Origin of the sequence: Clostridium sp. Marseille-P2415, assembly GCF_900155545.1 — a bacterium.
GTDB lineage: Bacteria > Bacillota > Clostridia > Lachnospirales > Lachnospiraceae > Lacrimispora.
In genome coordinates this window covers 908,862-921,826 of the sequence record NZ_LT732525.1, presented here as the reverse complement: position 1 = coordinate 921,826, position 12,965 = coordinate 908,862, and the positions used below count along the sequence as shown (strand labels likewise).

General features: G+C 48.0%; 11 protein-coding genes. 7 read left to right on the top strand and 4 right to left on the bottom strand.

Translation table 11 applies throughout. The annotated features are described in order from the left end of the window. The 4 genes from BQ9856_RS04410 to BQ9856_RS04395 are packed head-to-tail and all read left to right on the top strand — an operon-like array spanning position 1 to position 4,029. Positions 1–828: a deoxyribonuclease IV gene (locus tag BQ9856_RS04410; protein WP_077609885.1), complete on the top strand. Its 828-nt coding sequence runs from the start codon at positions 1–3 to the stop codon at positions 826–828. A gap of 59 nt (positions 829–887) precedes the next feature. Next, complete coding sequence (locus BQ9856_RS04405) at positions 888–2,099, top strand: SPFH domain-containing protein (RefSeq protein WP_077609884.1); 1,212 nt, start codon at positions 888–890, stop codon at positions 2,097–2,099. Continuing rightward, positions 2,096–3,130 (top strand): ATP-binding protein, encoded by a 1,035-nt coding sequence (locus BQ9856_RS04400; protein WP_077609883.1) that lies wholly within the window; start codon positions 2,096–2,098, stop codon positions 3,128–3,130. Before BQ9856_RS04405 ends, BQ9856_RS04400 begins: the two co-directional genes overlap by 4 nt. Further along, positions 3,127–4,029: a TPM domain-containing protein gene (locus tag BQ9856_RS04395; protein WP_077609882.1), complete on the top strand. Its 903-nt coding sequence runs from the start codon at positions 3,127–3,129 to the stop codon at positions 4,027–4,029. Before BQ9856_RS04400 ends, BQ9856_RS04395 begins: the two co-directional genes overlap by 4 nt. Here the strand turns inward: BQ9856_RS04395 and BQ9856_RS04390 are convergent. The 3 genes from BQ9856_RS04390 to sfsA form a co-directional block, all read right to left on the bottom strand. After that, on the bottom strand, positions 4,026–4,676 hold the full coding sequence (locus BQ9856_RS04390; protein ID WP_077609881.1) for a DUF6709 family protein: 651 nt from the start codon (positions 4,674–4,676) through the stop codon (positions 4,026–4,028). The genes BQ9856_RS04395 and BQ9856_RS04390 overlap by 4 nt on opposite strands. 20 nt (positions 4,677–4,696) lie before the next feature. Then, positions 4,697–5,302 (bottom strand): hypothetical protein, encoded by a 606-nt coding sequence (locus BQ9856_RS04385; RefSeq protein ID WP_077609880.1) that lies wholly within the window; start codon positions 5,300–5,302, stop codon positions 4,697–4,699. Between the two features lie 171 nt (positions 5,303–5,473). Next, positions 5,474–6,301 (bottom strand): DNA/RNA nuclease SfsA, encoded by an 828-nt coding sequence (sfsA, locus tag BQ9856_RS04375; protein ID WP_077609878.1) that lies wholly within the window; start codon positions 6,299–6,301, stop codon positions 5,474–5,476. Positions 6,302–6,516: 215 nt separating this feature from the next. Here sfsA and thrC point away from each other — a divergent pair, with 215 nt between their 5' ends. Then, on the top strand, positions 6,517–8,001 hold the full coding sequence (gene thrC / locus BQ9856_RS04365) for a threonine synthase (protein ID WP_077609876.1): 1,485 nt from the start codon (positions 6,517–6,519) through the stop codon (positions 7,999–8,001). Here the strand turns inward: thrC and BQ9856_RS04360 are convergent. Continuing rightward, a complete protein-coding gene (locus BQ9856_RS04360) occupies positions 7,998–9,407 on the bottom strand; it encodes an MATE family efflux transporter (RefSeq protein WP_077609875.1) in 1,410 nt (469 codons plus the stop codon). The genes thrC and BQ9856_RS04360 overlap by 4 nt on opposite strands. A gap of 178 nt (positions 9,408–9,585) precedes the next feature. Here BQ9856_RS04360 and fba point away from each other — a divergent pair, with 178 nt between their 5' ends. Both fba and BQ9856_RS04350 read left to right on the top strand, forming a co-directional pair. Further along, positions 9,586–10,449: a class II fructose-1,6-bisphosphate aldolase gene (gene fba / locus BQ9856_RS04355; protein ID WP_077609874.1), complete on the top strand. Its 864-nt coding sequence runs from the start codon at positions 9,586–9,588 to the stop codon at positions 10,447–10,449. Between the two features lie 211 nt (positions 10,450–10,660). Further along, a complete protein-coding gene (locus BQ9856_RS04350; protein ID WP_077609873.1) occupies positions 10,661–12,778 on the top strand; it encodes a glutamine synthetase III family protein in 2,118 nt (705 codons plus the stop codon). The last annotated feature ends 187 nt before the right edge of the window (positions 12,779–12,965 follow it).

Below are 12,965 nucleotides of genomic sequence, written 5' to 3'. Positions count from 1 at the left end.
ATGCTTACGATCGGATGCCATCTGTCTTCGTCAAAAGGCTATTTCGCCATGGGAAAAGAGGCTGTGAAGATTGATGCCAATACATTTCAGTTTTTTACCAGAAATCCAAGAGGGACCAAAGCGAAGGCCATTGATCCGGATGATGTGGAACGTTATCTTCAATATGCAGGAGAACATGGAATAGGCCGGATACTGGCTCATGCTCCCTATACCTTAAATGCCTGTTCGGCCGATGAAGGCCTGCGGATCCTTGCAAGGGACACCATGAAGGATGATTTGGAACGCCTGGAATATACGCCCGGAAACTGTTACAACTTCCATCCGGGAAGCCATGTAGGCCAGGGAGCAGAAGCAGGCATCCGCTATATTGCGGATATGCTGAATCAGATTCTGACACCGGAGCAGCATACTACGGTCTTACTGGAAACCATGGCCGGCAAAGGCAGTGAAGTTGGGCGGGAATTTGAAGAACTGAGAGAAATTCTTGACCGGGTGGAATGGAACAGCCGCATGGGAGTCTGCCTGGATACCTGTCACGTATGGGATGCCGGATATGATATTTCCAATGACCTGGACGGGGTATTAAACCGGTTTGACCGGATCATCGGCCTTGAAAGGTTAAAGGCCATCCATTTAAATGACAGTTTAAATTCACTGGGGGCTCATAAGGACCGCCATGCCAGGATCGGGGAAGGCCGGATCGGATTCGAAGCCCTGAAGCGTGTGGTGGCTCATCCGGCATTAAAGGATCTCCCGTTTTATCTGGAAACTCCCAATGACATTGACGGATATGCCAGAGAAATTGCCATGATGCGGGAAGCGGTATAGCCAATGGTACGATCATATAGTATAATAATGAAAATAAAAACATTTGAGGAGGAAAAGACATGGGAATTGTTAAGGCGCTGACTACCGCTGTAGGCGGCTCACTGGCAGACCAGTGGCTTGAAGTGATAGAAGCGGGAAATATGGGAGACCAGACTGTATTTGCCGGCGGAGTAAAGATCCGGAGAGGATCCAATACAAAGGGAACGGACAACACCGTATCAGACGGTTCCATCATTCATGTTTATCCCAATCAGTTCATGCTTTTGGTTGACGGCGGAAAGGTGATCGACTATACGGGGGAACCGGGGTATTTTTCAGTAAAGAACTCTTCCCTGCCCTCCCTTTTTAACGGCCAGTTCGGAGAGGCTTTAAAGGAATCCTTTGACCGCATACGCTACGGCGGACAGACGCCTACGGCCCAAAAGGTATATTTCATCAACCTGCAGGAAATCAAGGGAATCAAGTTTGGTACCCCCAATCCCATCAATTATTTTGACCAGTTTTATAATGCGGAATTATTTTTACGGGCTCACGGAACCTACTCCATGAAAGTGACGGACCCGCTTTTGTTCTATGCGGAAGCCATACCAAAGAGTGCTTCCAGAGTTGATGTGGATGACATCAACCTCCAGTATCTGTCTGAGTTTTTAGAGGCGCTTCAGTCTTCCATCAACCAGATGTCCGCCGACGGAATCCGGATCTCCTATGTGGCTTCCAAGGGAAGGGAGCTGGGACAGTATATGTCTGATGTGCTGGATGATCAGTGGAGGGCCCGGAGAGGGATTGAAATCCAGTCGGTAGGAATTGCCAGCATTTCCTATGATGAGGAATCAAAGGATCTGATCCACTTACGGAACCAGGGTGCCATGTTAAGTGATCCCAGCGTCCGGGAAGGTTATGTCCAGGGCGCGGTAGCCAGAGGCATGGAAAAGGCGGGAAGCAACGCAAATGGCTCCATGGCCGGGTTTATGGGAATGGGCATGGGAATGAATGCAGGAGGCAGTTTTCTTGGAGCGGCTTCCGGCGCCAATTTACAGCAGATGCAGATGAATCCGCAGGCAGGGATGGCAGCAGGAGGCGGGGCAGCCGGAGGGCAGAGTCCGGCCGGCAGTCCGGCAGAAGGAACATGGACCTGCAGCTGCGGAAGTGTGAATGCAGGAAAGTTTTGTCCGGAGTGCGGAAATCCCAGGCCGGCAGGGCCATGGACCTGTGAATGCGGAACCGTAAACAGCGGTAAATTCTGCTCCGAATGCGGAAAGCCAAAACCATGAGTGAGACTTTAACTTATAAATGTCCAAGTTGCGGCGGACCTCTTAAATTTGATCCGGAAAGCCAGAAATATGCCTGTGAATACTGCTTATCACAATTCACACAAAAAGAGGCGGAAGATGCCTGGACGGAAGAATCAAATAAAGAGATAGAAGGCGGCGAACCTCTTCTTTATTCCTGCCCGAGCTGTGGTGCTGAAATCGTGACAGATGGGACTACCGCAGCGACCTTTTGCTATTACTGCCATAATCCGGTTATCTTATCCCGCAGGCTTTCCGGGGAATACCACCCGGATTATGTGATTCCATTTGCCATTGAAAAGGAAAAGGCTGTGGATATCTTTCAGCTGTGGATGAAAAAGAAGCGGTTCGTGCCAAAGGCTTTTTACAGTGAAGATCAGATCGAGAAGATTTCCGGCGTATATTTTCCCTATATGCTCTACAGCTGCCGGGCGGAGGGAAGCTTAACTGCAAGGGCTGACCGCTTAAGGGTGTGGGTAAGCGGTGACCGGAGATTTACGGAAACCCAGACCTATGAGGTGCGCAGGGAAGGCTCCATGCCTGTAAAATTCGTTCCCCGCAATGCATTAAAAAAAGCTAACCGGGAACTGGTGGAAGGCGTATTGCCTTATGAAACAGAGAAAATGAAGCCGTTTTCCATGTCCTGCCTCTCCGGCTTTCTGGCAGAACGCAGGGACATGGGGGAACAGGAGTTTCAAAGCGAGGTGGAGTCTGAGGTGCGTTCATTCGCAGAAGACACCTTAAAGAACAGCATTACATCCTATGACTCGGTGAGGACCCAGGATAATTCTGTCCGCCTGGAGGATGAAAAATGGGAATATGCCCTTCTTCCGGTCTGGACCCTTACCTATCATGATGAAGCAAAGGATCAAATGTATTATTTTACAGTAAACGGGCAGACCGGAAAGGTGTGCGGCAAGCTGCCTGTAGACCGATATAAGCTGATGCTTCTGTTTGCAGAAATATTCTTACCGGTATTTTTTGCCATGCTGATTGTGGGGTATCTGATATGAGAAAAATAGAACGGTTGTGCAATGGTGCAGTCTTTCTGACTATGCTTTTCCTGTTCCTTTCAGTTTTTGGGGGAGGCATGCGGTCCTTTGCCGGAGCTCAGGAGTCAGGGATCAGCCGCGGAGAAAAGCGGGTATTTGATGAAGGGGGACTGTTTTCCGGGGAAGAAACGAAAAGGTTTGAGACACAGATCCAGTCCATGAAAGAAGATATGAACATGGATGTGGTGATTGTGACCACAGAAGATGCCGGCGGTAAGACCGCAGGAAAATATGCCGAGGATTTCTACATTGACGGAGGATTCGGGGTGGGAAAGGATCACAGCGGTGTATTATTCCTGATTGATATGGATAACCGGGAGCTTTACATTCTTCCGGTTGGGAAGATGAACCGTTTTCTGACGGATAAGCGCTGGAATGCCATACTGGATGATGCCTATGATTCGGTAAGCAGCGGAGAATATGGAACCTGCGCCCAAAGCTTTTTAACAGGTGTTGCCAAATACTATAAGGCCGGGATTCCCGGCGGGCAGTATAATTATGATAAGGAAACAGGCAAAATAAGCGTCTACCGCAGCATTAAGTGGTACGAAGCGGCTTTGGCAGTTCTCGTGGGGCTGTTTGCAGCAGGAGTTTCCTGCAGTGGAGTAGTCCGGCAGTATTCCATGAAAAAAGAGAGAGGCTGGGCAAAGAATTCGCTTATGGCTTACCGCGCCGACTGTCAGTTCTGGTACTCGGACCAGGCCGATGATCTGGTCAACAAGACGGTAACTCATGTGATCATACCGCGGAATCACGGGGGGAGCGGTCAAGGAGGCGGAGGCGGTTTTTCCTCCGGCGGCCGGAGCACCACCCACACCTCTTCAGGACGTACTATGGGTGGCGGCGGCCGGAAGTTTTAATCCAATTCTGAGACTCTTCCAACGGGCAATGGGGGCTGACAGCATCGGCGCAATACAATTCCCACAGCCAATAACAAACAAACTATGCTGAGGGAAAACATGATCCGGATATACAGAAAGGGAATGGACTTGATCACTTGAAAATCCCCCATATTGTCAATCTCTTCCTCTGTGTAGCCCATATCAACTAAATATTCGCGAAAATATTTTACAAGCTCAGGTTCCAGGGTATGAACTTCCCCTTCTATGCGAACCATGGTTGCAGGCTCTTCCCCTCCATCTATATATATGTAGGTTTCATCTACCAGTTGGTTGAGGGAGGAGACCTCCTTTTGGGTAGATTTAAGGGCAATATAACCATCAGCAGTGGGGATTGTGTAATAGTTACCTGATTTGCGGTCTCCGCTGCGGGAGCCGTCTTTATATTTTGTATAAGTGCTTTCCGAAGCAAAAGGATCCATGGAAAATACCACATTCCCCGCCACGTGGCTTCCCTCCTTAACCTTTTCCCCATCCAACAGATCCTCAAAGCTTACTGCCGGAAGAAATGAAGTAACGAAAGAACGTGCATTCATAAAAATTCCCATAATCCCAAGCGCAAAAAGCATGATAACGCCCCGGCTCAGGGAAGAAAACAATTTTTTCATGTTATATTAATTTCTCCCTTTTATTTATTTTTAAGAGGGCGTCCTTTTTTATCCACCCCTAATTTCCGGTTAACCGTTTCCTGAAATGTTTTGCCGAATGTCAGGAAGGCATCCGTTTCTTCCTTCTGCTGGATATTTACCGGACATTCTTTGCCAAGCTTTGTGTTGCTTGCCTCTACGGTGATCGTGTAGGTTTGATTTGTGGCAGGGTGGTGAAGTTCCATATAAAACTCATTGCCGCTTATGTAAGAGAGAGAATCTGCATCCATCCGCATGGGCTCTATATAGGTGACCCGGCCATTTTCGAAACCAATCGGAATCAGCCAGAGGTGATCGGTCTGATCCGGACGGAATCCTATGGCATAATAGTAATAGGTTTCCAGTGTTGAGGTTCTGTCGCGATGTACATCCTTTCCATGGGCATACGCTGCCATATAATCCTGCCCGTTGGGGACAATCTTACTGACAAGTTTACGGATATCCTGTTTTTCCTGGCTGTTCACGCCCTTTTTTTCGTCAAAAGAGGTTTTAATAAGAACAACGATAACAAAAATAATAAATACTGAGACCCCGATAATCAGGGTTGAGGGAGATATCCCCAGCCATTCGGCTACGCTTTTAATCATACATTTTTTCCCACCTTCTTTGAGTCGGCAGAAAGATCGGACCTATGGTTTCATGGATATTCTGCCGTAAGGATATGGTAACAAAAAAGGAAAATATTGTCAATATATGAAAAAATATATAACTGAAAATGGGAAGAAAAACGGGTGAGAGCGCTTTAAGAAGCGGTATTATCATAAGCAGCCGGGAAATTCTGACACCTGATAATTAAAGGATACCGGAACCGGCTGGTCTATGGAGAGGGTGTTCTCTGTAACAGCACAGTCATAAGCCAGAATATGGACTCCGGCCCTGTCTGCAGCCTTTAACGCCTCCGCAAATTCCGGATGCGTTTTTTTATTCGGCGTAAAAGCCTTCATTCCTTTCATTTGAATGACGAAGAAAAGGAAAGCCTCATAACCCTCCCAATGAGCATTTACCAGTTCCATAATGTGCTTGACTCCCCGTTCCGTGGGCGCATCCGGGAACATGGCAAGGCCGTCTTCTTCCAGAGTGACCCCCTTTACCTCCATGAATGCAGGAATCTTCTCCTGTTTTTGGTCCCTGCCGGCCGGAAAGGCCGCTTCAAAGGCCAGGTCGAACCGTGACTGGTCATAGGTAACTTTCCGCCTTAAGTTTCTTATGGCTGGTCTTAAGCGTGATTGATTTTCCTCTGTCCGGTGAAACGGCAGAGGTGGATTATCGCTGATAGACAGGAGCCATTCATAAGCCACCTGGTTGGGGGCCTGGGAATCCATATTAATGAGAAGAGGACCATTCTCCCGTTCTTTCCACACGCTGATCAGGGAATACTCCGTTTTTCTTCCAAGCGCTGCGGCTTCCGGATGAAACTGCACCAGCACCGTGACACCGGGGAGGAGGAGTTCCCGGCATCGTCCCGTATTTTTTACATGACAGACGACAGTTTCTTCCCCTCTGCCTTCCCGGGATATCCGGACATGGGCGATAAAGCGGTTGGGGCGGCTTAAAAATGTTCCTTTTAAAATATGTTCGTATCGCATGAACCCGTTTCATCCTTTCTATAACAATGAAAGTATTTTACCATATTTTGGGGAAAAATGTAAGCTTCTGCATGTCCTTCGAGTGAACACATTTGTGCGCTGGATAAGAACTTTTTTGCCCTTTTTCCTTGCACCATTGAATAAAGTATGCTACAATGCTGGCAAGGTTTTTGATCCATTTATAATATGAGAGAGCAGGAAAGGAATAAGATACCATGGAAATATCCTATCAAAGTACCCGGGGCGGGGAAGCCAATGTGACGGCATCCCAGGCAATCTTAAAAGGGCTGGCAGAAGACGGCGGCCTGTTTATGCCATGCTTTATCCCAAAGCTTGACAAAACCATGAAAGAACTGTCAGGAATGACATATCAGGAAACAGCCTATGAGGTTATGAAGCTGTTCCTTACGGACTACACCGAAGAAGAGCTTAAAAGCTGTATTGAACGCGCCTATGACAGCAAATTTGATACAGAGGAGATCGCGCCTCTTAAAAAGGCCGGCGGCTCCTATTACCTGGAATTATACCATGGAAGCACCATTGCGTTTAAGGATATGGCGCTTTCCATTCTGCCTCATCTGATGACTGCCGCTGCGAAAAAGAATCAGGTGAAGAATAAAATTGTCGTCCTGACTGCTACCTCCGGCGACACAGGAAAGGCAGCCATGGCCGGCTTTGCTGATGTGGAGGGGACGGAGATCATCGTATTCTATCCAAAGGATGGCGTAAGCCGTGTCCAGGAGCTGCAGATGGTGACCCAGAAAGGGGAGAACACTCATGTTGCTGCCATTCATGGAAACTTTGATGATGCACAGACCGGGGTCAAGAGGATTTTCGGTGACAAAGAATTTGCCCGCACCCTTGATGAAAAAGGCTTCCAGTTATCATCGGCCAACTCCATCAACATCGGAAGGCTGGTTCCGCAGGTGGTGTATTACGTTTACGCTTATGCAAAGCTTCTTGCAGGCGGAGAAATTACCGATGGCGAACCGGTCAACGTAACCGTGCCTACCGGTAATTTCGGCAACATTCTGGCAGCTTATTTCGCAAAGCAGGCCGGAGTTCCGATCAGGAAGCTCATCTGTGCTTCCAACGAGAACAAGGTCCTTTATGATTTCTTCCGGACAGGGACCTATGACAGGAACCGGGATTTTATCCTTACCAGCTCTCCATCCATGGACATCCTCATATCCAGCAACTTAGAGCGGCTGATTTATTTAAGCACCGGATGCGATGCAGCAGCAAATGCAGCACTCATGAAGGAACTGAGTGAAAAAGGCAGCTATACGGTAACCGCTGAGATGAAAACGTTTATGGAAGATTTTCAGGGCGGTTTTGCGTCGGAAGAAGAAAACAGAGCCGCAATGAAAAAAATTTTTAAAGACACAGGCTATTTGATCGATACGCATACCGGTGTGGCAGCTGCTGTGTATGAACAGTACAGAGCGGGATCAAACGATGATACGAAAAACATCATCGCCTCCACGGCAAGTCCTTATAAATTCTCCAGAAGTGTCCTGGAAGCCATTGAGGGAGAGCAGAAGACGGATGACGAATTCCGGATCATCGGACATCTGGCTGAAATTTCCGGAGTCCGGATCCCGCAGGCAGTAGAAGAAATCCGCACCGCGCCGGTACGACACAATACAGAATGCGATGCGGATAAGATGAAGGAAGCGGTTTTAAATTTCTTAAGCTAACTGATGTTCCGGTTGGCATACCGGCACCATTTCCCGCTTAAGACCCGGGTGCTGAAGAAAATAGCCCGCACCAGCCAGTCAATGGTCATGGCGATCCAGATCCCCATCAGGCCAAGGCCGAAATATAAGCTTAATATGTAAGCCAGTACGATACGGCAGATCCACATGGAACAGATGGAGACTGTCATGGTAAAGCGGACATCATTGGCAGCCCGCAGGCCGTTGGTCAGACAGAAGGAAAGCGGATGGATGATCATACAGCAGATGCTGTGGTAAAGCATCAGTTTCACCGCCAGGGAGCTGGTTTCACCGGATAGATGGAACAGTCCGCAGATGGGGTTTAACAGCGGTATAATGGCGAGGTTTAAGACCAGAAGCCATAGATATGCTGTTTTTAACAGTTTTCCCATGTATCTGCGGGCCTGCCCCAGCTCTCTGGCGCCGATGCACTGTCCCACCACGGTTATCATGGCGATTCCGATGGCATTGGCCGGTATGGTTTCCAGTCCGCAGATGGTGCTGGCAACGGCATTGGCTGCAATTGCCACGGTTCCGAAGCTGGCCGTTAAGCTGGACAGCAGAAGCTTTCCGAGCTGAAAGATGCTGTTTTCCAGGCCGTTCGGCACACCGATGTAGAGAATCTGGCGAAGCATGCTTTTGTCCATGCGAAGGCGGAACTCCACAGGGAGATGGCTTTTCCTGCGCAAAAGCACCAGTATGATCACTGCGGAAAGAATTCTGGAGAACAGGGTGGAAAGCCCCGCACCTGCCACACCCATTTGGAATACGTAGATGAGCAGTGCGTTTCCGGCGATATTAATTAAGTTGGCAACCAGGGAAATCTGCATGGATACCCTGGAATTTCCAACGGCCCTGAAAAGTGCTGCCGCGCTGTTATAAAATGCCAGAAACGGATAGGAAAGGGACGACAGGTAGAAATAAATTCTCGCATTGGACATGACCTCCTGGTCGATCGCCCCGTATATAAGCCTTAAAAGAGGCTGGTTAAAAAGAAGCGTCACCGCCATAAGCCCCAGGGAAAGCCCGCCTACGGCAAGAAAAAGCTGACCGGAAGCCCGGGCGACATTTCTTTCATCCTTTCGGCCGATGTACTGGGCCGCGACCACAGATCCTCCGGCTGCCATGGCTCCGAACAAGCCGATCAATAGGACGCTGATGGTATCTACGATGGATATGCCGGATACGGCCGCTTCTCCACAGGAAGCCACCATGATGGTATCCGCCATTCCCATGAAAACAGCCAGAATCTGTTCGATGACCAGCGGGAAGATCAGCTGGCGCAGCTGCCTGTTTGAAAACAGATCCGGCAACCCCTGCCGTGTGCGTATTTCCTGAGCATCGGAACCCGGGCATGATAAATTGCCTTCTCTCATCTTTGGTTTCATAATATTTCTCCCATTATGTATTTAAATCCTGTACTCATTATAGTACAAAGCCTGGATGAAAGCAAAATGTAACTTTGTTATAAAATAAACGAATTGGAAAAATTATTCTTTCCAAATGGGGTAAAATAGTATATAATGAAAAAATGTAAGATAAAAAATCAAAATGGAGGTTTGTGATATGTTAGTTTCAGCAAAAGAGATGCTTGAAAAAGCTAGAGACGGAAAGTACGCAGTTGGACAGTTCAACATCAACAACCTTGAGTGGACGAAAGCTGTTTTACAGACAGCACAGGAGTTAAAATCCCCGGTGATCCTGGGTGTTTCCGAAGGTGCTGGCAAATACATGACAGGCTATAAGACCGTAGCTGCTATGGTGAAAGCCATGATTGAAGAATTAAATATTACAGTTCCCGTAGCACTTCATCTGGACCATGGTTCTTATGACGGATGTTATAAGTGTATCGAAGCAGGATTTTCTTCCATCATGTTTGATGGTTCCCATTATCCGATCGCCGAGAACGTGGAAAAGACAACAGAATTAGTAAAGGTCTGCGCTGAAAAAGGACTTTCCTTAGAGGCGGAGGTTGGCTCCATCGGCGGCGAGGAAGACGGTGTTGTAGGCATGGGTGAGTGTGCGGATCCGGATGAGTGCAAGCAGATCGCTGATTTAGGAGTGACCATGCTGGCTGCAGGAATCGGCAATATCCACGGAAAATATCCGGCAAACTGGGCTGGTTTAAGCTTTGAGACCCTGGCTGCTGTAAAAGAGAAGGTGGGCAGCATGCCTCTCGTTCTTCATGGCGGGACAGGCATTCCGGAGGATCAGATCAAGAAGGCCATCAGCCTTGGCGTTGCAAAGATCAATGTAAACACCGAGTGCCAGCTTACCTTTGCGGAAGCCACCCGTAAGTACATTGAGGCAGGCAAGGACTTGGAAGGCAAGGGCTTTGATCCGCGTAAGCTTCTTTTACCCGGCACAGAGGCAATCAAGGCAACCGTCAAAGAAAAGATGGAATTATTTGGTTCTGTTGGAAAAGCTTAAGCGGATTACCTCTTAATAAATTTTTTTTTCAAAAAAGTACTTGATTTTTTTAGGAAAATGGTTTATTTTAATTAAGAACGATGGCGTTCTCCTAATACCAGGAGGGCGCCTTTTCTGATTTATGCGCATATTCAGATAATGAGGAGACTAAAAAAAGGCAATTTGACTTAATTATATTAAGTAGAAATTAATATGAGAGGATGGAAAATTTATGAGCGAAGTTGTAAACGTAGCCGAGCTGTTTGGTAAGAATGTATTTAACGAAACCGTAATGAGAGAGCGTTTACCAAAGTCTGTTTTCAAAAAATTAAAGAAAACGATAGAAGATGGCGCAGAGCTGGATCCTTCCATTGCTGACGTGGTTGCACATGCAATGAAGGACTGGGCGATTGAGAGAGGCGCAACTCACTACACCCACTGGTTCCAGCCGCTTACCGGCATTACTGCAGAAAAGCATGATTCCTTCATCTCCGCACCCACATCAGAGGGAAAGGTAATCATGGAATTTTCCGGAAAAGAGCTGGTAAAAGGCGAACCGGATGCTTCTTCCTTCCCTTCCGGGGGCTTGAGAGCAACCTTTGAAGCAAGAGGGTATACGGCATGGGACTGCACCTCCCCGGCGTTCTTAAGAGAAGATGCCATCGGCGTGACCCTTTGCATTCCTACCGCATTCTGTTCTTATACCGGAGAAGCGCTTGATAAAAAGACACCTCTCTTAAGATCCATGGAGGCCGTTGATGAACAGGCCTTAAGAATTTTAAGATTATTCGGAAATACCACTTCAAAGAGAGTCACTCCTTCCGTAGGACCGGAGCAGGAGTATTTCCTGGTTGACCATGAAAAATACTTGCAGAGAAAAGACCTGATTTATGCCGGACGTACCTTATTCGGAGCAATGCCTCCAAAGGGACAGGAACTGGAAGATCATTACTTCGGCTCCATCCGTGAAAGAATCGCGGCTTACATGAAGGAAGTGAACGAAGAGCTCTGGAAGTTAGGTGTTCCTGCAAAAACACAGCATAATGAAGTTGCTCCTGCGCAGCATGAGCTGGCTCCGATATACGAGCAGGCAAACGTAGCGGTCGATCATAATCAGCTGGTTATGGAGACCTTAAAGAAGGTGGCAGGACGTCATGGATTAAACTGTCTGCTTCACGAAAAACCATTTGCAGGCGTGAATGGTTCCGGCAAGCACAACAACTGGTCCTTAACCACTGACGATGGAATCAATCTGTTAAACCCGGGTGAGACGCCTCATGAGAACATCCAGTTCTTACTGGTTCTTTCCTGTATCTTAAAAGCGGTTGACAAACATGCAGATCTGCTTCGTGAATCCGCAGCGGATGTTGGAAACGACCACAGACTTGGTGCAAACGAGGCACCGCCAGCCATCATTTCCGTATTCATCGGCGAGCAGTTAGAGGATGTGGTAGATCAGCTTTGTAGCACCGGAGAGGCCACCCATTCCAAGGCAGGCGGCACGTTAAAGACAGGCGTAAGGACGCTGCCTGATTTATTTAAGGATGCAACAGACAGGAACAGGACTTCCCCATTTGCATTTACCGGCAATAAGTTCGAGTTCCGTATGGTTGGTTCCTCGGATTCCATATCTTCTCCGAATGTTGTTTTAAACACCATCGCAGCCGAGACATTTAAAGAAGCAGCGGATATTCTGGAGAAGGCAGATGACTTTGATACTGCGGTACATGATATGATTAAAGAGCAATTAGCTACACATAGAAGAGTTATTTTCAACGGCAACGGCTACTCCGATGCATGGGTAGAAGAAGCCGGGAGAAGAGGACTTCCAAACATCAAATCCATGGTAGAAGCGATCCCGGCACTGACTACGGATGCTTCCGTGAAGATGTTCGAAGCGTTCAAGGTATTTACAAAGGCAGAGCTGGAATCCCGCGTTGAGATTGAATATGAAGCTTACAGCAAAGCCATTAACATTGAAGCAAGGACCATGATCGACATGGCCGGAAAGCAGATCATTCCGGCAGCTGTAAAATATGCGACCGTACTGGCAGATTCCTTAGGGAAAGTAAAAGCAGCATGTCCTGATGCGGATACCAGTGTACAGGAAGAGCTTCTCACAGAAGTAAGCGCATACCTTTCCGATATGAAGGTAGCCCTGGCCGCTCTGACAGATGCGACCGATAAGAGCGCCGCAATCGGAGAGAACAAAGAGCAGGCAACTGCTTATCACGATGAGGTAGTACCAGCCATGGCAGCCCTTAGAGCGCCTGCAGATAAGCTGGAGATGATTGTGGATAAAGAGTTATGGCCAATGCCTAGTTATGGGGATTTGATATTCGAAGTGTAACGAGCAGTGCGCCCGTAAAAGCGGAAGAGTCCGGAAAAAAGCAAGCTTTTTTCCGGACTCTTTTGATTTTATGGGCATTCGGCGACAGCCGACGAGCGAGAAGGAGCGTCAGCGGATTCGAGCTTGTGCACTGCGGACTAGCGGGCCGCACAATCAAACTCATCTTTTTTTATCTCTACTCTTCCAA